Source organism: Solibacillus sp. GQ1, from assembly GCF_059758555.1.
The window spans coordinates 336,620-355,601 of sequence record NZ_JCAXEX010000001.1; the positions used below are offsets into that span (position 1 = coordinate 336,620).

Annotated in this window: 24 protein-coding genes; 16 read left to right on the plus strand and 8 right to left on the minus strand. The window is 39.0% G+C overall.

Annotation, left to right across the window (positions count from 1 at the left end; genetic code table 11):
• The first annotated feature begins 36 nt into the window (after positions 1 to 36).
• Positions 37 to 1,164: a competence protein CoiA gene (locus AC6CH1_RS01465; protein ID WP_498316165.1), complete on the plus strand. Its 1,128-nt coding sequence runs from the start codon at positions 37 to 39 to the stop codon at positions 1,162 to 1,164.
• 54 nt (positions 1,165 to 1,218) lie between these two features.
• Complete coding sequence (gene pepF, locus AC6CH1_RS01470) at positions 1,219 to 3,027, plus strand: oligoendopeptidase F (protein ID WP_498316166.1); 1,809 nt, start codon at positions 1,219 to 1,221, stop codon at positions 3,025 to 3,027.
• 1,029 nt (positions 3,028 to 4,056) lie between these two features.
• Here pepF and AC6CH1_RS01475 read toward each other — a convergent pair.
• From AC6CH1_RS01475 to AC6CH1_RS01490, 4 genes are all read right to left on the minus strand, one after another.
• Positions 4,057 to 4,878, minus strand: coding sequence for a DsbA family protein (locus AC6CH1_RS01475; protein WP_008403571.1), 822 nt, complete (start codon positions 4,876 to 4,878; stop codon positions 4,057 to 4,059).
• Positions 4,875 to 5,273 (minus strand): globin domain-containing protein, encoded by a 399-nt coding sequence (locus AC6CH1_RS01480; protein ID WP_008403570.1) that lies wholly within the window; start codon positions 5,271 to 5,273, stop codon positions 4,875 to 4,877. Before AC6CH1_RS01480 ends, AC6CH1_RS01475 begins: the two co-directional genes overlap by 4 nt.
• A gap of 321 nt (positions 5,274 to 5,594) precedes the next feature.
• Positions 5,595 to 6,377, minus strand: a complete 783-nt coding sequence (locus AC6CH1_RS01485; protein WP_285848815.1) for a lytic transglycosylase domain-containing protein — start codon at positions 6,375 to 6,377, stop codon at positions 5,595 to 5,597.
• Between the two features lie 8 nt (positions 6,378 to 6,385).
• On the minus strand, positions 6,386 to 6,973 hold the full coding sequence (locus tag AC6CH1_RS01490) for a CYTH domain-containing protein (protein WP_251689705.1): 588 nt from the start codon (positions 6,971 to 6,973) through the stop codon (positions 6,386 to 6,388).
• A gap of 104 nt (positions 6,974 to 7,077) precedes the next feature.
• On the opposite strand from AC6CH1_RS01490, the gene AC6CH1_RS01495 reads away from it, so the two are divergent.
• The 6 genes from AC6CH1_RS01495 (at position 7,078) to AC6CH1_RS01520 (ending at position 11,961) form a co-directional block, all read left to right on the plus strand.
• On the plus strand, positions 7,078 to 7,524 hold the full coding sequence (locus tag AC6CH1_RS01495) for a UPF0738 family protein (RefSeq protein ID WP_498316167.1): 447 nt from the start codon (positions 7,078 to 7,080) through the stop codon (positions 7,522 to 7,524).
• A gap of 155 nt (positions 7,525 to 7,679) precedes the next feature.
• Complete coding sequence (yjbM, locus tag AC6CH1_RS01500; protein WP_251689702.1) at positions 7,680 to 8,357, plus strand: GTP diphosphokinase; 678 nt, start codon at positions 7,680 to 7,682, stop codon at positions 8,355 to 8,357.
• Complete coding sequence (locus tag AC6CH1_RS01505) at positions 8,357 to 9,151, plus strand: NAD kinase (protein ID WP_079524781.1); 795 nt, start codon at positions 8,357 to 8,359, stop codon at positions 9,149 to 9,151. Before yjbM ends, AC6CH1_RS01505 begins: the two co-directional genes overlap by 1 nt.
• 11 nt (positions 9,152 to 9,162) lie before the next feature.
• Positions 9,163 to 10,047: an RluA family pseudouridine synthase gene (locus AC6CH1_RS01510; protein ID WP_498316168.1), complete on the plus strand. Its 885-nt coding sequence runs from the start codon at positions 9,163 to 9,165 to the stop codon at positions 10,045 to 10,047.
• 176 nt (positions 10,048 to 10,223) lie between these two features.
• Positions 10,224 to 11,594, plus strand: coding sequence for a magnesium transporter (gene mgtE / locus AC6CH1_RS01515; protein ID WP_427711181.1), 1,371 nt, complete (start codon positions 10,224 to 10,226; stop codon positions 11,592 to 11,594).
• A gap of 40 nt (positions 11,595 to 11,634) precedes the next feature.
• A complete protein-coding gene (locus tag AC6CH1_RS01520) occupies positions 11,635 to 11,961 on the plus strand; it encodes a 4-diphosphocytidyl-2C-methyl-D-erythritol kinase (RefSeq protein WP_498316169.1) in 327 nt (108 codons plus the stop codon).
• A gap of 99 nt (positions 11,962 to 12,060) precedes the next feature.
• On the opposite strand, the gene AC6CH1_RS01525 is transcribed toward AC6CH1_RS01520, so the two are convergent.
• A complete protein-coding gene (locus tag AC6CH1_RS01525) occupies positions 12,061 to 12,588 on the minus strand; it encodes a CotY/CotZ family spore coat protein (RefSeq protein ID WP_427711177.1) in 528 nt (175 codons plus the stop codon).
• A gap of 162 nt (positions 12,589 to 12,750) precedes the next feature.
• On the opposite strand from AC6CH1_RS01525, the gene AC6CH1_RS01530 reads away from it, so the two are divergent.
• The 6 genes from AC6CH1_RS01530 (at position 12,751) to AC6CH1_RS01555 (ending at position 15,452) form a co-directional block, all read left to right on the plus strand.
• The gene (locus AC6CH1_RS01530) at positions 12,751 to 13,152 is read left to right on the plus strand and encodes a YhcN/YlaJ family sporulation lipoprotein (protein WP_251689692.1); all 402 of its coding nucleotides are present in this window, start codon (positions 12,751 to 12,753) and stop codon (positions 13,150 to 13,152) included.
• A gap of 1 nt (position 13,153) precedes the next feature.
• Entirely contained in the window at positions 13,154 to 13,609 is a 456-nt protein-coding gene (gene spoVAC / locus AC6CH1_RS01535; RefSeq protein WP_251689690.1) for a stage V sporulation protein AC, read from the plus strand.
• Positions 13,603 to 14,598 (plus strand): stage V sporulation protein AD, encoded by a 996-nt coding sequence (locus AC6CH1_RS01540; RefSeq protein ID WP_498316170.1) that lies wholly within the window; start codon positions 13,603 to 13,605, stop codon positions 14,596 to 14,598. The genes spoVAC and AC6CH1_RS01540 overlap by 7 nt, the downstream gene beginning before the upstream one ends.
• Positions 14,595 to 14,969: a stage V sporulation protein AE gene (spoVAE, locus tag AC6CH1_RS01545; RefSeq protein WP_079524798.1), complete on the plus strand. Its 375-nt coding sequence runs from the start codon at positions 14,595 to 14,597 to the stop codon at positions 14,967 to 14,969. The genes AC6CH1_RS01540 and spoVAE overlap by 4 nt, the downstream gene beginning before the upstream one ends.
• A gap of 63 nt (positions 14,970 to 15,032) precedes the next feature.
• Positions 15,033 to 15,185 (plus strand): YjcZ family sporulation protein, encoded by a 153-nt coding sequence (locus tag AC6CH1_RS01550; RefSeq protein WP_079524800.1) that lies wholly within the window; start codon positions 15,033 to 15,035, stop codon positions 15,183 to 15,185.
• 18 nt (positions 15,186 to 15,203) lie between these two features.
• The gene (locus tag AC6CH1_RS01555) at positions 15,204 to 15,452 is read left to right on the plus strand and encodes a stage VI sporulation protein F (RefSeq protein ID WP_008403555.1); all 249 of its coding nucleotides are present in this window, start codon (positions 15,204 to 15,206) and stop codon (positions 15,450 to 15,452) included.
• A 94-nt stretch (positions 15,453 to 15,546) separates the two neighbouring features.
• Here AC6CH1_RS01555 and AC6CH1_RS01560 read toward each other — a convergent pair whose 3' ends face one another.
• The 3 genes from AC6CH1_RS01560 to AC6CH1_RS01570 form a co-directional block, all read right to left on the minus strand.
• The gene (locus tag AC6CH1_RS01560) at positions 15,547 to 15,975 is read right to left on the minus strand and encodes a GNAT family N-acetyltransferase (protein ID WP_498316171.1); all 429 of its coding nucleotides are present in this window, start codon (positions 15,973 to 15,975) and stop codon (positions 15,547 to 15,549) included.
• A 3-nt stretch (positions 15,976 to 15,978) separates the two neighbouring features.
• Positions 15,979 to 16,494 (minus strand): YjcG family protein, encoded by a 516-nt coding sequence (locus AC6CH1_RS01565; protein ID WP_251689685.1) that lies wholly within the window; start codon positions 16,492 to 16,494, stop codon positions 15,979 to 15,981.
• A 168-nt stretch (positions 16,495 to 16,662) separates the two neighbouring features.
• Positions 16,663 to 17,382 (minus strand): alpha/beta hydrolase, encoded by a 720-nt coding sequence (locus AC6CH1_RS01570; RefSeq protein WP_251689683.1) that lies wholly within the window; start codon positions 17,380 to 17,382, stop codon positions 16,663 to 16,665.
• Positions 17,383 to 17,623: 241 nt separating this feature from the next.
• Between AC6CH1_RS01570 and AC6CH1_RS01575 the strand changes: the two genes are divergently transcribed.
• Together AC6CH1_RS01575 and AC6CH1_RS01580 are read left to right on the plus strand one after the other, a co-directional pair.
• Entirely contained in the window at positions 17,624 to 18,205 is a 582-nt protein-coding gene (locus tag AC6CH1_RS01575) for a phosphatidylglycerophosphatase A family protein (protein ID WP_251689681.1), read from the plus strand.
• Between the two features lie 20 nt (positions 18,206 to 18,225).
• The gene (locus AC6CH1_RS01580) at positions 18,226 to 18,861 is read left to right on the plus strand and encodes a thermonuclease family protein (protein WP_251689679.1); all 636 of its coding nucleotides are present in this window, start codon (positions 18,226 to 18,228) and stop codon (positions 18,859 to 18,861) included.
• Positions 18,862 to 18,982 lie beyond the last annotated feature (121 nt).

Consider the following 18,982-nt stretch of genomic DNA (forward strand, 5'->3'; position numbering starts at 1 on the left):
CATTTCATTAAGATGGTTAAAAAGGAGTGGAAGCAAATGCTGGTCGCAATGACCGAACAACAGCAATTATTCCATTTAACGTCGAAACTACCGCTGGATGAATTACAAAGAATAAAAAAGCAGCAGTCCTTTTTCTGCCCTCAATGTAAAGAACAGCTTTTATTAAAGGCTGGACAAATAAGAATTCCCCACTTTGCACATGAAAAAAATAGTGAATGTGATTCCTTGTTTTCTGAAGGGGAATCTGCTGAACATCTCCTTGGGAAACAACACCTCTTTGAACTTTTTACGAGCCTTCAGCTACGTCCCGTCCTGGAACCGTATTTGCCGCAGCTTCAACAGCGACCGGATATTCTCATCACAATAAAAAATCATCAATATGCAATCGAATTTCAGTGCAGTCCAATCGCGCATCCATCTTTTCAACAGCGTACTAGAGGCTATTTGCAAGCTAAAATAACGCCGATCTGGATTTTGCATACTCCCGATAAATTCAAAGGTACCGGTATCGTAAAAGTTTCAATCAATCATACACATTCCCAATTTATGCAACAGTATAAAGAACAGAAATTCCTCATCACCTATGATGTAAAAAGCAAAACCTTCTACTATATTAGCAATTTAATTCATCTTCATAAATGGCAGTATTTCGCTGTTGTTAAGCCATTGCCCCTTAGTCAACAACGTTTTCCGCTGTTGGTTCCTGAAAAAGTATCAAAATCCCAATTTCATCTGCTCCTGAAAAACTACAGGAAATATCGAGAATACTATATCCATCCCCGTCTTTTATTAAGCAAAAAAGGGGTAAACGATCAATTTTTCCGTTCAATTTATGAATTAAGGCTAACGATGACGGAGTTCCCGATTTTTTTAGGGATTCCTGTTTACAATACGCATGCTTTTAATCAATTTTGTATAGAATGGCAAGTAGGGCTTTTTCATTTTATGGACTACCATGCGCTCACTCCCAAAACGATGAATGTACATGCAATTCCTTATTTTTTCAAATGGAGTCAATTGAAGTTGACGGATGAGCGAAAAGCGGCGGTGGAACACTATTTAGCAATTTTAAGACATCTCAATATTGAGCAACTGGGTGAGAATATCGCCGAGGAACAACTTTTTAATGTTCTGTACGACGAATTGGTTGCATTTGGATGTTGAAATTGTTTAAATAGATTTATAATTTCGAATATCGGAATAGTAGGAGGCAAATAAATGGCAAAGCAAATTTTAACGCGTGAAGAAGTACCTGAGCAATTAACATGGGATTTAACAACAATTTTTGAATCCGATGAAGCTTGGGAAGCTGAACTGAAAGAAGTGGAACAATTATCAAAAAAAGCTTCGGATTATAAAGGGAAAGTAGCAGATAGCGCGGAAAGCTTATACAATACATTGCAGTTTAGCGATGCATTATACGAGCGTCTGAGCAAGTTATATGTATATTCTCATTTGAAGCATGATCAGGATACGACGAATAGTAAATACCAGGATCTTGATGGTCGTATTCGCTCTGTTCTTACAAATGCAGGAGCAGCGTGGTCATTTATTACACCTGAAATTTTGGCATTGGATGAAGCGACTTTAAACAGCTATGTGGAAAGTTATGAACCACTTTCACTATATGAACAAAGCCTAAAAGAACTAAACTTGGGCCGTCCTCATATTTTATCTGCTGAAAAGGAAGAGTTGCTGGCACAATTTTCTGAAGTGACATCGACAGCTGGCAAAACATTCAGCGCTTTAAACAACGCGGATTTGGAATTCCCGAAAATTATAGGGGAAGATGGAGAAGAAGTACAAATTACGCACGGTAACTATATTACAATGCTTGAAAGCGACAATCGTGAAGTACGTGAGGCAGCATTTAAAGCCGTTTACAAAACTTACGGCCAATATAAAAATACATTTGCGACAACTTTAGCTGGGAATGTAAAAGCGCATAATGCTAATGCAAAAGTTCGTAATTACAATTCTGCGCGCCATGCAGCATTAAGCAATAACTTCATCCCTGAAAAAGTGTATGACCAGCTTGTTTCAACAATCCATGATTACTTACCGGCATTACACCGTTATGTAGAGCTTCGCAAAAAAGTACTTGGTGTAGATGAGCTGCATATGTACGATCTGTTTACACCGCTTGTTAAAGAAGTGAAAATGGAAGTAACATATGACGAAGCAAAGAAAACGATGGTAGATAGCTTTGCACCACTTGGTAAAGAATATCAGGAAATCGTCCAAAAAGGTCTGGAAAGCCGTTGGGTAGACGTGCTTGAAAACAAAGGGAAACGCAGCGGTGCCTACTCTTCTGGAACGTTCGGTACAAATCCGTATGTTTTAATGAACTGGCAAAATAATGTGAATAACCTTTATACATTGGCACATGAATTCGGCCACTCGATGCACAGTTATTATTCACGTGCCAACCAGCCGTATCAATATGCAGATTACTCGATTTTCGTTGCGGAAGTGGCTTCAACGTGTAACGAAGAACTATTATTTGATCACTTAATGAAAACATTGGATGATGATAAGCAGAAAATCTATTTATTAAATCAATGGCTGGATGGTTTCCGCGGTACGGTATTCCGTCAAACAATGTTCGCTGAGTTTGAGCATATGATTCACGAATTAGATGCAAAAGGCGAATCGATCACATCGGAAAAATTAACATCGATTTATTACGATTTAAACAAACAATACTTTGGTGATGCAATGACAGTAGACGAAGAAATCGGTCTGGAATGGGCGCGTATTCCACACTTCTACTACAACTATTACGTATATCAGTATGCAACAGGTCAATCAGCCGCAACAGCATTATCTAAACAAATTTTAGAAGAAGGCGAACCGGCAGTTGAGCGTTATATTAACAACTTCCTGAAAGCAGGCTGCTCGGACTTCCCGATTGAAGTATTAAAAGCTGCAGGTGTAGATATGGAATCTCCGGAACCGATCGCATTGGCATGTAAAGTATTCGAAGAGAAGCTAGAAGAGCTTGAAAAATTATTATTGAATAATTAATAGTTTGTGAAAACGCATCTGTTTCAGGTGCGTTTTTTGCTTGAAAAAATGGAAATTTACTTTGTTTGGGTAAAGTTTGATGAGGATTTTTTAACGGTTATAGTTAGAAGAAAAGGCTTTCTGAGTGTTGATATATCGGCGTTTAAGGCAGATAATTAAAGAAGAATTTATGACATTTTACTTTAAACCTCATTACTTCGCTTGGAAACGCTTACTATATGACGAATTTGTGAAATTGTGAAAGATACATTGCAAGAAATATTATTCCATGATAGAGTAATACTCGTGAAATAAATCACATAACAAACATACACCCCTTTGTTTGAACGTGAACATTTCTCCCATCCCCTTTGTGAAAAAGAGGCGTCTTATTTCTCGAGAATAAGGCGCCTCTTTTGTTTTTGTTCTCCATTATTCGTGTATTCGGGTTTAATGGGGGAGGGCGTTCTACTTAATCAGGCAAGTGTTCTACATTCCGATGAAAAGTTTCTACATACTAGGAGCAACATTCTACTTTCACCTCAAAAGATTCTACTTTTCCAATCCAAAAGGCGAATATAGACGGAGCAATCTACTTAAGCTTGAAACTTTCCACATTTCAGGGCAAATGTTCTCCATTCACCTCGGACGATTCTCCTTTCTCGATCGAAAAGGTAAATAAAGGAGGAGTGTTCTACATAAACAGAAATACTTTCTACATTTCATTCGAACTTTTCCACATTCCAAGGAGAACATTCTACTTTTCCAATCCAAACGGCGAATAAAATAAAGATTACTGCACTTCATCCAAAACGCCTCTAAATCCCTCACAATTGCTTCCGCATTCCACCTGACTTAGGCTAGCAAGTTCTCCTTTCACGATGGCCTGAACGAACACAGGGGCAAATTTACCTATGTCTATCCTCATATCATCAAAAAACTCTATTGTACTTATTGAATTTCAAATATCCTGCAGAAAAACATAAAAAAACCAGCCTGCATGAATGCATAGCTGGTGAAAATATTGTATAAGTGCGTTTTATAAATTATTTAGTAGGTCGTGCGTTCTTTTGCACGCCATAGTGTAATTTCGTCGGTCATGATGCGTTCTACTTTTTGCTGTAGCATACGTTTCTTTAATTCACGTTCTGCCAGTTGTTCATTGATTGAGTAGATTTCGGCTACTTCAGCTGTTGTAAGGGTGCTGAATCGATCGAATAACTCGTCTAATGCGGGAACCGGTTGGCGAATTAATTCTTCTCCTAGCAATTCTGCTAAAATATGCTCGTAAACTTCATAATTATAAGAACCGCTTACTTTCAGGCCTTCATCTTCAATGCACTCATTGAAAAATACGATGCTTGGAATTTCTTCAACTTCCATTTCACGTGTTAAGTATAAATCACATTGGAAGGCGCGAGCTGCTTCTTTTGAACCAAAGTCGGACACGAACTCATCCATATCCAGGTTAACTTGCTGTGCGATTTCAATTAACGTCGCATGGGAATTGATATTGCGTGTATTAAGTGTCGCTACTTCCTGAACTTTGTTTAAATAGCGGAAACCTGCTCGCTTTCCTTGAAGTTCAGCCGCTTTAATTGCAATTGAAGGTAATGCTGGATGTGTAATATCCAATTCCGCTCCGGAAACACAGCCTTTCATCCGGCTCGTCATGCTGTTGAGAGCAGAGAGTTCCGTACTAAGGACATATCGACATGTAAAGTAATGACCATATTCTACTTGCAGTTTACGCATTGTCGTTTGAAGAGATAATGCTTTTTCGCAAAGGGGGTCAATAAAAATGTAAAGCTCAATCGGTTTATTACATGTGGATGGTGCAACAGGTTGCTGTAAAAGTTGGATATTATTCACTCAAATCCCTCCTCATCATTTGGGGCGTTGACCATATGGTGAGCAGTCATTACGAGACGCTTATAGTAAACTTCACGGAATTTCCCGTCCAAGCCCACTTCGTCCATCGCCTCTGCCATACATTCAAGCCATGCCTGGGCACGATCGGGTGTAATTTTAAAATGCATATGTCTAGCACGCATCATTGGATGACCATGTTCTTCAGAGAAAAGGTTAGGCCCCCCAAGATACTGCGTTTGGAATTGTATTTGTTTACGAATTGTTTCCGTCAGATCTTCAGGAAAAATAGGAATTAATAAAGGATGCTTCGCCACTCGAGAGTAGAACGCGTTAATTAATTCAGAAAGCTTTTCAGCACCGAGTTCCTCATAAGGAATCGTATATTTTCGATTCATTAGTTATACTCCTTTGTGTCTTTCTTTGCCAGTATATGAAATATGAATGTCATGTAAGTAATGTAAATTTCATTTAGGCGATACAATCATTCTAGCAACGTAGGGCCATTTTAACAAATAAAGTGCCCTGCCAAAAAATTTGAAGGGCGTTTCACATCTATTATCAGAACGGTGGAATTATTGATTTAATAGGTGTTCACAACGATTTTCCAACTAATCCAAAATACAGCATTTCAGGAGCATAAACAATAAAATCTCAAAATCCCTTTTGGCTTTCGTCTTCAAATTTTCACGACAAGTTCACCGCTATTTATAAATAATTTACACATTCATATAGTTCATTATTTTTTTGACATAGTTTTGAGTTTCTTGGAAAGGAGGGATACCTCCGTATTTTTTTACATTTCCAGGACCTGCATTGTACGCAGCAAGCGCTGTTTCCACATTATTATCAAACTGGTCGAGCATTTGGCGTAAATATTTTGCGCCACCCATAATATTTTGGGCAGGGTCAAAACGATCAGACACCCCTAAATAGCGCGCAGTTGCAGGCATGAGCTGCATTAAACCGGATGCACCGGCAGCACTAGTGGCAGATGCTTTAAAGTTCGACTCCTGTTTAATAACGGAAGTAATCAGTTTTTCAGGTAAATTGTATTTCTTAGCGGCAGCAGCAATTTCTGCTTGATAAGTTTCAGCACCGGCAAAGAAATTTGCTACATCGGTCTTTCTTGTAAAATCCGTCATATACTGTTCAATTGTGGATGTTTCATTACTTGCTGAAAGGCTGTTGAATGTACCCGGTAAATTCGTTAAGTTAGTTGAATTATTCAACAAAAATGTTGCGATATAGTTTTGAGCAGCCGAGTTTTGCTGCTGCGAATTAGAAGTTTGTTCGGAATCCGTTAACTGCTGGAAAGTGCTCACATCACCAAGTCCAGTTAGCGAACTTGATAAAGATTGTCCGCCTAAAATGTCGCTCATTAAATCGGAAAATAAAGTCGACGTAGATGATGATAATACACTTGCGCTTGACTGATTGGATGTATTTAAATTCTGCATTGCCTGAAGTTCAAGCAATGTTTTCATTGATGAAATATCCATCACAGCACCTAGCCTTTCTGATTGTTTAAAGCCGTCATAAAGCGCACAATTTTCTTTTGCGCAGGCTGTGGCTCAATTTCATGATGTGCCAAAAATTCGGAGAAAATTTCTTTTCCGACTGCTTCATCATGTGTCTCATATTCTACCTCATAATCGTCGCAGTGCAAATAGAAAGAATGGTCAAACACGAGCAAACCACCTTTATATGGGATTTCCACACGGTCGGTCGTCAATGTACCGTAACAGTGCAAATCGCCAACCGGAATATTAAATAACGCCAGTCTTTCGCTTACAGAATACGGGGGCACTCCATCACCGGCCAGCATACGATCTGCTTCCTCACGTGCTAAATAATCTGTCGTTTCTAGATGCTGGTGTTTGGAAGCTTTTTCTTTTAACGTAAATTCAATCGAATCTTCCACGACACGAATTCGAAGAGCGCTGTGAATTTGTTTTAGATGGTTTTCTTTTGTATCAAAGTAATGGTTAACTTGACGAATAATTTGTTCGCTTTTTATGGAGAATGTTTCAAGAAGCTGTTCATACTGTGACTTTGTTAGTATATTCTTGAATTCTATTTCAATTTGCTGTGTCATTTTCATCGTCCTTTTTAGTAATAGTTTTCAATTAAATCCAATGGCTGAAAGAATTAAACGTTTCTGCACCAAATGAGTGTCCTATGGTAAAATGTGAAGGGTAGATGAATCATCAATTTTATCATCCGACATTTTCCGGTGATGAAAAGAAAAAGGAGATTAATTCATTGCGAAACGTATATTTAATTGATCATGTTGAAGTAGTACATAATGAAATCTATTTTATTTTAAATGAAAAGAAACAACTTAGCCAATTGCAATCGACAGGGCAAGTGATCGTCGATTCGGATAATGAGGCGTTTCTTTATATCATAGAAGAAAATGAGGCATACAGTTATATTAGCTTTTCAAAAAATGTATGGCCGCAACTATTACAAATGTTATTGGCAGAGCAAAAAACATACTTGAAAGTGGAAGATGGTCTGCTGCCGCTTCAACAATTTGCTGATGAATTACAAGGATTGCTTTATAATATTGAAGGCAACAGCAACTATGGAGATCAATTTGTTGATAATATCGAAAAGGCATTTGCCGAATTCTTGAATAAATAGTAATAAACTTAATTATCACAAGAAAAACGGTCATTTCACGTGATTTAGGTGTGAAATGTGTATTTCTCGTCTACAAGAAGTATAATTGTTTGAAACAACGTGTTGATGAAATAGTGTGACAGGTATGAACTATTTCTAGTTGGGGGGTTTTTAAATTGGGGCAGTGGGAAGTATTTTTGAGTCCATATCGACAAGCTGTGGATGAACTTAAAATAAAATTAAAAGGAATGCGTTCGCAATTTGGTATTATGAGTGCCAATTCGCCGATTGAATTTGTGACAGGTCGTGTAAAACCACTTGCTAGTATATATGACAAATCGCTTGATAAAGGGATACCATTCGAACCGACTGCGCGTTTAGGAAATGAATTGCAAGATATCGCCGGTGTACGGATTATGTGTCAGTTCGTTGATGATATAGCAACAGTAACCGAACTGATCCGTCAGCGTAATGATATGAAAGTTATCGAGGAAAAAGATTATATTACACATAGTAAACCGAGTGGCTATCGTTCACACCATATGATTATTGAGTATCCGGTAGAAACGATTCAAGGTCGCATCGTAGTTGTGGCAGAAATACAAATTCGTACATTAGCGATGAACTTCTGGGCATCAATTGAACATTCCATGAACTACAAGTATAAAGGGATTTTCCCTGAAGAAATAAAAAATCGACTGCAAAGCGCAGCTGAAGCAGCATTCCGATTAGATGAAGAAATGTCCTCAATTAGAAGTGAAATTCAAGAGGCACAGGCATATTTCAGTGAAGTGAAAGAAGCAACGAATACAGCTATCCATAAGTCAACTGACAAAGAGGAGCGTGACAAATAATGAAGTTTTCAATACAATCACGCAGAGATGACCAATCAAATGAATTGATGGAGCTCGCAAAATCTTATTTAATTGATTTCGGTTTACAATTTGATGAACAAGAGCCGGAAATTGTTCTTTCGATTGGCGGCGATGGAACATTATTGCATGCTTTCCACCGCTATTTGCACCGTTTGGATAAAACAGCATTTGTCGGGATCCATACAGGCCATTTAGGCTTTTATGCCGATTGGAAACCTTCAGAGCTAGAAAAGTTAGTATTGTCGATTGCCAAAAAGGAATACAATGTCGTGGAATATCCGTTATTGGAAGTGCAGGTTCATCGCCAGCATTCCGAATCCAGTACGTTTCTTGCGCTGAATGAAGCAACGATTAAATCGCCGGACGTAACGCTTGTAATGGATGTGGAACTGAACGGCGAGCATTTTGAGCGCTTCCGTGGAGACGGCTTATGTATTTCGACACCGTCGGGCAGTACAGCATACAATAAGGCGCTGGGCGGAGCGATTATTCACCCGACATTGCAGGCTTTGCAAATAACAGAAATGGCATCGATCAATAACCGCGTTTTCCGGACGGTCGGATCTTCTTTAGTATTGCCGGCACACCATAACTGTGTATTAAAACCCGTACATGAGCAGCAATTTAATATGACGGTCGATCATATTAGCATGACGGAAACCGATGTAAAATCGATTACTTTTAATGTGGCAAATGAAAAAGTGCGGTTTGCACGTTTCAGACCATTCCCGTTTTGGGAACGTGTGCACGATTCATTTATCTCGAATGAATAGAATGAGGGTATATGGATAAACGATTTCAATTACAATTTATCAATACGGTCGATCAGGAGCTTTTGCGAGATGCAATTGCTCACTGGGGCATTTCAAAGCGTGCATTAACCGCCATTAAATTTGATGGTGGGGCACTTTTGGTTAACGGAGAAGAAAGAAATGTGCGGCATCGTTTGGCAGAAGGCGATGTTGTGACGATTATTTTCCCGGTAGAAGAAGCAAGTGAAGGACTGATTCCCGTACAAGGAGAATTAGCTGTTGTGTATGAGGACGAGGCAGTGCTTCTTGTCGACAAACCGGCCTTCATGAGTTCGATTCCTTCCCGGGAACACCCGAATAATTCGCTTGCAAACCTTGTATATGGCTATTTTGAACAGCAGCAGCTTGCTTCCACTGTTCATATCGTGACAAGACTTGACCGCGATACATCCGGGTTGATGCTTATAGCGAAGCATCGTCATATCCATCATTTAATGAGTGAACAGCAAAAAAAGGGACAAATTCACCGTGAATATGAAGCAGTTGCAGAAGGTATCATTGAACAAGCTCAGCAATCCATCATTGCTCCGATCGGACGGAAAGATACGAGCATTATTGAGCGTGAAGTACGTCCAAACGGGCAATTTGCCCATACGGATGTAACTGTGCTAACACGCAAAAATAATATGACACATATTCGTCTGAAGCTCCATACGGGAAGAACTCATCAAATACGTGTTCATATGGCTTATATTGGCCATCCATTAGTAGGGGATGAATTATATGGAGGTAATCATACATTAATTAACCGCCAGGCACTCCATTGCCGCTACATTGAATTTGAACACCCGTTAACGAAAGAAAGAGTACACTTTGAAAGCAAGTTGCCAGAAGAGATTTCTACATTGATTAACTAATGCAAGATGCCAAGATTTCATTGGCATCTTTTATTTTTAGGGAAATTGGGAATATACTGTTGAGAAGGAATTTACGTGATACGAAAAAGTTATGGTAAAACGTAATTAGCCTTGACGAGGGATAGCAATTAATCATAAAATAACTCGTTATGAAAAGTCGAAAGGAGGGGGCAAGCATGATAGAGGAAAAAAATGATGAAGTCCAGTACGATGAAGCGTTTTTACGAATGCTGCTTGATGAAGAAAACATCGAGTCGTTCCGTGAACATTTCCTTGTACTCCATCCATATGATCAAGCACAGTTTTACGAAGAGGTGGGCCCGGATATACGGCAAATTATTTATCGTTACTTGTCTCCTCAGGAAATGGCCATCATTTTTGAAACAACTGAAATTGAAGACGATGAATATAAAACTTACTTAGATGAGATGGATCCATCATACGGTGCGGCCATGTTCGGCTTCATGTATACCGATAATGCGGTAGATATCCTCAATGAATTGGATACCCAGCAACGGGAAAATTACTTGGATATGATGGATGAAGAAACCGTCGATGAAATTAATGAGCTTTTAGGCTACGAAGAATATACAGCCGGTGCCATTATGACGACAGAATATGTATCGGTCGTTGAAAGCGCAACGGTTCGTGAGGCAATGCGAGTGCTGCGGCAGGAAGCCCAAACCGCCGAAACGATTTATTATATTTTTGTAGTGGATCAGGAACATCGATTACTTGGTGTCATGTCTTTAAGGGAACTGATTGTTGCAGAAGGGGATTTGTATGTCCGAGACATCATGAGTGAACGTGTCCTAGCTGTAAAAGTGACGGATGACCAGGAAAATGTCGCGAACTTGATAAAGGACTACGACTTATTGGCAATTCCTGTTGTCAACGAGAGCCGTGAACTTCAAGGGATTATTACGGTCGATGATATTATCGACGTTATTGAAGAAGAAGCAGAGGACGACTATTCCAAGCTGGCAGGTATCGCGGATATGGATGATAATGATGCAGGTCCTTTACGGGCGGCAGGAAAGCGTTTGCCATGGCTCATTATTTTACTGTTCTTAGGTATGCTGACATCGGGACTTATGGGGATATTTGAAGCAACACTCGACAAAGTCGCCTTGCTTGCAACATTTATTCCGCTTATTTCAGGTACATCCGGTAATAGTGGCACCCAGGCATTGGCTGTAGCGATACGAGGGATTGCAACAGGTGATATTGGCGGGAAAAGTAAATTCAGGCTGATCCTGCGGGAATTAAGTACAGGGCTTATTATGGGAGTGGTAAGTGGTGCCATAGTTGTCGGAATCATATTCTTCTGGAAAGGTACATTGATAATCGGTCTGCTTGTTGGGGCATCGATTTGCTGCTCGATTATTGTCGCGACACTGGCTGGATCGTTTATTCCAATTTTAATGCATAAGCTGGGTGTTGACCCTGCAGTTGCATCAGGACCTTTTATTACAACGTTGAATGACGTCACAAGTATTATTATTTATCTTGGCCTAGCATCGACGTTTATTAGCCGGATTCTGTAAGTCACGATTTGAAAAGACTTTGCATATTGTATGAAAAAGGATGTGGAATGTGGAAATTCACCCATTACTTTTTATTGCAAGTCCGGTTTATATACAAGAAAAACGAGTCGAAATAGAGGAAGAAAGTACATCAATTTATGTACGACCTACTACTGAAAAAATTGAAAATGCCCTTATTGCACGACAGCTCCATTATTTTTCGAAACCGGCGAAAGAGCCAAGGTTATTGGTATTTATTTTGCAATCAGGTGAAAAAATACACGGATCAATTGATAAAATAAGTGGTAGTCAAGTATTGCTGAATTGCCAAGATACAAAACGCTGGATAAAAGCTAATGAGATTGTGTTAATTCATAATACGTTATAAAAAGGAGGAGCCAAATTAATGGCTCCTCTTTTTTAGTTCTTTCATGAAAGAAAATACAGCATCTCGCGCTATATGCGCGAGATGTGTTTTTCATATGAATTAGTCACAAATGCCAAGGTCTACATCATCGATACATTGAACAGCACAGAAGCAATCTAAATCAACTGTGATACAGCTGTCTGAAGCTTCAAATTGTGTTACTTTACATACTTGACGGAAATCAATACCTGTTCCGTGATCATTTAGTAAATCAACTGTATGTTCTTTGTCATCTTGTGGTACAAGAACACGTAATGTTGCACAGCAGCCATCAAATACATCTTCAACACGGAAATAAATCGATACACAAGGACAATCATGGCCATCTGCTGTAGTGAATGTAGCGAAGAATGGAGAACCATCCTTGTTTAATAAAGTAAATACACGTGTGTCGACATTGTTACGAGCCGGGTTAACAATTCCACCAAGCGGCTCTAGGAAACAGTTTGTTGTACAGCGACTGCATTCATCCTGTACTGCTGCATTTTGAATTTCTAAAATCGCACGGACAACCTCACAAACACAACCACGTGATTGGTGATGTTCACCTGCTCCACCTACATCATTATTACCTCTTCCACAACCCATTATTTTTTCACCTCCGGTTTACTTAACTCTTACTAATAATATGAACCGGTTCTCAAAAGAATCGGGCTAATGAACAGGTTTCACCAAACTTCTTTGGGCGATGAATAATTCAAAATACGACAGGTTATACTTGGAGAAAAATGGACAAAAGGGGGGACTGCTATGTGGAAAGCACTTATGACATTGAGTTTGCTTTTAATTCTTGCAGGCTGCAATGACCGTGAGAAAGTTGTGACGTATGAGCTGACAGATAATGTACAGAATCAGCAGGAAATAAAAAAGCTTTTAAAGGAAGATGATGCAATTGAACAAGCGAATCTGTTAGTAATTGAAGATGAATTATTTGTCGCAATGCAATTAAAACCGTTGAAAAAATGGAACCGCGAAAAAATTGAGCAAGATTGGAAAAAGAAGTTGGAAGATAAATTTTCCGATAGTAAAGTCAATGTTTCCGCAGATTTTAAAATGTTTTGGGAATCGACTAAATTAATGGAAGAAAAAGACCAGAAAAAAATGCTGAAAGAATTGCATGCATTAAAAAAGCTTGCTAAGGAGGAAACGTAACTTGAAAGAGCAACAATACAATACATTAAAAGATCAAATTACACCGAAAACGCCTCTTGCCATCAATTGTTTAAAAGCATTTGTTGTTGGCGGTGTCATTTGTTGTGTAGGACAAGCGATTTCCTTTTTTTATATGATGTTTTTTGATTTTACGGAAAAAACTGTAGGTAACCCAACAGTGGCAACAATGGTGTTTATCGCCATGCTTCTGACTGGGTTCGGACAATATCGTAGACTAGGCCAATTTGCGGGAGCTGGAAGTGCAGTTCCGGTAACGGGGTTCGGTAATGCTGTTGTTTCTGCAGCAATTGAAGGGAAATCGGAAGGACTTGTATTAGGTGTCGGCAGTAACATGTTCAAGCTTGCCGGCTCGGTTATTTTATTTGGAGTAGTCTCGGCCTTTTTTGTAACCTTGATTAAATTAATACTAGTATCGGTAGGTGTCGCGGCGTGGTAATTGTTTTTCAGTCAAAGCCATCCATTCTTTCTTCAGGTGTTGTAGTAGGGCCTTTGGAAAAACGGAGTGTCTTTCAAACGTATTTTGACAAAATATCAACCGATGAACGGTTGCAAAAAGATTCGAATGAAAAAGGGAATGCCGTTCTCATTTCAGATGCATGTCAGACAATATTAAAAAAATCGAATTTAAATAATTTGGATATTGATTATTTACTGGGCGGAGACTTAGTTAATCAAATGACACCCACAAACTTTGCGGCACGGGAACTGGCTGTTTCGTTTATCGGTCTTTTTTCTGCCTGTGCAACATCTGTCTCTTCTATAGTTATAGCTTCTTTATTGACAGAACTGGGTGCCAGCGATTTTTCCATTGCAGGTGCTTCAAGCCAGCATAACTCGGTCGAACGCCAGTTTCGCTATCCGGTTGATTATGGAGGTCAAAAACCTGCAACTGCTCAGTGGACTGTAACAGCAGCAGGATTTGTATTAGTTGGTAAGCATCAGCCGAAACTTCCATATGTAGAAGCCGCAACAATCGGAAAAGTAATTGATTACGGAGCAACAGATCCATTTCATATGGGTGGAGCAATGGCACCGGCAGCATTTGATACGATTCAGGCACATTTAAAAAAGCGTTCGCAAACAATAGAGGATTACGATGTCATAATGACAGGTGATTTAGGGAAAATCGGATTGAAAATTTTAATTGCGATGTTTGCCCAAAGTGGTGTGAAAAAGGAAGATTTATCAAGATTCCGTGATGCCGGTGCAGAATTTTACGGTGAAGATACAGCATTTTTGGCAGGTGCGAGTGGTGCGGGTTGTTCTGCTGCAGTCTATAGCGGCTATATGATGGAACAATTTAAAAGTGGTCGTTACAAGCGCGCATTATTAGTGGCAACAGGTGCACTTTTATCGCCGCTTTCTTTTCAACAAGGTGAGTCAATTCCGTGCACAGCACATGCAATTGAAATCGGGATGGGGTGAGTACAATCGGCTTTACATTTTTAGTGGCATTTGTCGTTGGTGGATTAATTTGTGTAATTGGTCAGTTATTAATGGATGTAGGAAAGCTGACACCTGGTCATACTTTATCCATTTTAGTTGTAGTAGGAGCAATTTTAGATGGACTTAATTTATATGAAGCCTTAATAAACTTCGCCGGTGCCGGTGCGACAATTCCAATTACTTCATTTGGAAACTCATTGACACATGGAGCAATGGCTGAAGCTGAAAAGCACGGCTGGATTGGCCTCTTGACAGGTATGTTCGAGGTGACAAGCTCTGGAATTAGCGCTGCGATATTGTTTGGCTTTATCGCGGCATTAATATTTAAGCCTAAAGGAAAAGTAGATTAGACGAATACCCTCCTTTTTTTTGAGTGTTTGCATACACTACAAAATAGAAAGGGGGGTATAAGTATGTCTGGATATGGTTGGCAGCAGCAAGGTTGGCAACAAGGTGGTTGTGATTATGGTTGTTCCCCAGGCTATGGCGGTAATAACAGTATGACATTCGTATTGATCGTTGTACTCTTTATTTTACTTATTATCGTTGGTAGCGCATTTATTTAAGGGAGGTAAGTAAACATTATGGATCGTTCGTTTTTTAAAAAAGTGGAGCGCAAAACCGGCGTTGATTTCGATGAAATTATGACGCTTGCAAATGCATTAACGTATGCAGATTTCTCGGATGAAAAACAAGTTCGAAAAATCGTTAAAAAAGTGAGCCGTCTTGCAAATAAACCGATTACGAGTGAACTTGAAGACAAAATTGTCCAATCAATCATTCAAGACGGTAAATCCTTGGATTTTTCGAAAATCGAGAAAATGATGAAGTAAGTCGGAACTTAAAAAAGTGGCGTAACAATACGAAAAACATCCATTTTCTTCGGCGGAAAATGGATGTTTTTCTACTTTTATGAGATTAAAAGAATTAGATTATCTTCTCCATAGCGCGATGCGGAATGCCAGCATCCATAAATTCCGGGGAAGTGACAGTGTATTCCAGTTTTTCATAGAAAGGAACTGCATAGCTTTGGGCATTCAATTTAAGCTTTTCAAAAGCTGCATTCTTTGCGTATTGTTCAACAGCTTCCATAATTAATGCACCAAGTCGTTTACCGCGATAGTTGTTCAAAACGCAAACGCGTTCCACTTTTCCTACTTTCGGTTCTACTTCTCGAAGCCGTGCTGTAGCAATTGAACTTTCACCTTCATTTACTAAGAAATGAATGGCTTTCTCATCGTATTCATCTAATTCCAGACTTAGTGGAACTCCTTGCTCTTTAACGAACACTTCTTTACGTAGCGCAAATGCATGTTCGCGATCTTCTTCAGTTGTAACTAGTTTTACTTCAAACACGTATTACTCAGCTCCAGTCAATTTGTATGTTTCATAAGTTGTCCATGAGCCGTCTTCCAATTGGTAAAGCAAGTGGAAACGATCGATCGAATCTTTTTCATCTACTCCAACCATACGCAACTGACCATAAATATCATCATGCTCCGAAGCGCTCATTTTTTGTGCAATTGTAATATGCGGCATAAACACATGCTTTGGCGCACCCAAGTTGATCTTTTCCTGAATTAGTTTTTGAATATTTTCCAACTGTGGTGTTGGCTCAATTCGGAAGTAAATGGCATTCGTCGTCGGGTAAAATGAACTGATTCGAGAGGCATGAATTTGTAAAGGTGCAAACCTTGATGCCACTTCCTGCAAATGCTTGGAGATTTCTCCGATTTCAGATTCACCCGCATCAAACGCATCCTTCAGCGTAAGATGAGGTGTGATTAAAGCATAATGCGGGTCATAGCGTTTGCGATAAGTGTTCGCTAAATCTTGTAATTTTTTAGATGGAAAAGCAACAATACCGTATTTCAAATTCATTACCCCCTAAAAATAATATAAATAATTTCATATAGCACCGTGCTAAATGATTGTGAGACGTCCTGTAAATGGCATAAAAAAATCTAGATACAGCCACACCAAGGCGTAATTGTTTTAATTATAACAGAAAAATTTGTGAATAAACATTTCCAGCATACCGTATTATCCGAAAATTTCAATTAGTGCACGTTTTAGATCAGGTTTCCAGTAAGTCCATGTATGATTTCCATTGAATTCTTCATAGAATGTATCAATACCATGTTGAACGAACATTTGATGCAGCTCACGGTTCGGTGTTAACAGATCTTTTACCGTACCATCCTTTAATGCCACTTGATCTTCCTGGAGGCCGATAATATGGTACAACGAAAGAATATTGACATTTTTCGCATCTTTAACAGCCTGCAATACAAGCTCATCTACATAAGGTGATTGTAAAATAGCTTTACCGAAAATATTTGGATAATGGAATGCAGTCATTAATGAAATGGTTGCAGCCATAGAATCACCTATTAATGCACGCCCACCGCCGACTTGTGTAGTTGAAAATTCATCATCTAAATAAGGCACGAGCTCATGTGCCAAAAATCGCATATACGCTTCAAATTGATCCCCTGCTGGTGTATATTTTCTCTTTCGATCTTCATAATTTTTGTATGGCACACCAACAATAATTGTATTTTCAATTAAATAGCCATCGATCAGTTCATCTGCAAGACGCGGAATGCCCCCTAGCTGAAAATAGTCTTTACCATCGGATGCGATTAAAATGTTATATTCATATAATGGTGAATAATTTGCTGGAATATAAATTAGTAATTCTAACTCTTCGTTTAATGCATTGCTAAAAAAAGTAACATCTTTTACTGTGCCTCTCTCCAATGTTGTCACCCCTGTATTTTGATGTATGTAAAATTGTATCATATAGTAAAATAAAGGTGTAATATATAAAGAAAGCCATAAAGTGAAACCTAAATCAGTGGGGAGTTTTTCCATCCCCTGGTTAGCAGGAACACAAGCTAATACTGGAAGCTGATTTTTACTGGTATTTTTACTGGTATTTTTACTATCCGTTAATGCGGGAAAAATGAGTGCTTAAAATAAACTGAAGTGAGGATTTCTTATGCATAATAAAAATATTCGTGTACATTCAGACGAAGTGACAAAAGCTACGTATAACGCGTTGGAACGACGTCATGTAACAATTGAAGATATTGCTGAAATCGTGTTTACGATGCAATCACCATATAATGAAGGCTTAACAATCGAACACTGTATTCAATCGGTTGTTCGTGTATTAAATAAACGTGAAGTGCAACATGCTGTACTAGTAGGAATTGAGCTTGACGAACTGGCAGAAAAAAGACTGCTGTCGGCACCGCTTCAAGCAATTATCGAGGCAGATGAAGGATTGTTTGGTGTTGATGAAACTTTGGCATTAGGGTCAGTATTTACGTATGGAAGTATTGCTGTAACAACTTTCGGTCATTTGGATAAGCAAAAAATCGGGATCATTGAAAAGCTTGATACAAAAGCGGGCGAATCGGTAAATACATTTTTAGATGATCTAGTCGGGAGCATCGCAGCTTGTGCAGCTTCACGATTGGCACACCGTATGCGCGATTTAGAAGAAGAAGGCGGCACATTCGCAGATATTCCTCCGGTAGAATTAGGACCAAATCCTAAGTCAAACACGGACATTTAGAAAGGATTTTAATATAAACGATGAAATTAAAAGATGTAAAAACACTAATTACGAGCGGTACTATTATTATTGCAGTAGGTTTATACTTAGCATTTAGCGAACCTAAAAAAGATACAGAGCAAACAACTTCCCCTGCCATTACGGAACAAAATACAGAATACAAACTTACAACTGATGTTGCGATGGACAAAACAGGCAATCAATTAATCGACGTGAAATATTTGAATGCCAATGATGGCGATACATTCAATGTCGAAATAGATGGTAAAAAAGAGCGTGTACGTCTTCTTATGATTGACACTCCTGAAATGAACTATAACAAAGGCGAACCTATGCCATACGCAGAAGAGGCAAAGGAACGTACGATCGAACTGATGGAACAGGCGGAATCCGTTCAACTTTTATTCGATAAAGGCCCCGAGACAGATAAATATGACCGATTATTGGCATATGCTTTTGTAGACGGTGTTAGTTTACATGAAATTTTATTAAGTGAAGGTCTGGCAGCAGTGCGTTATGTCAATAAACCGAACGATACTCTGGAAGATGAGCTTTTGGAAATTCAGCAACAAGCTGAAAAGAAAGAGCTGAACATTTGGGCTCATGACAATTATTTACAGCGTGACGGGTTCCATCCGGAAGAAGTAAGCAAGTAATTCTGATACAACTAAAAATTTGTTAATAAACCGGACTTGAAAATAACTTTTCAAGTTCGGTTTATTACGTTTTGCCTCATAAAGGAAGATTTTGTTTCTCTTTTAGCTCATGTTGAAGAAG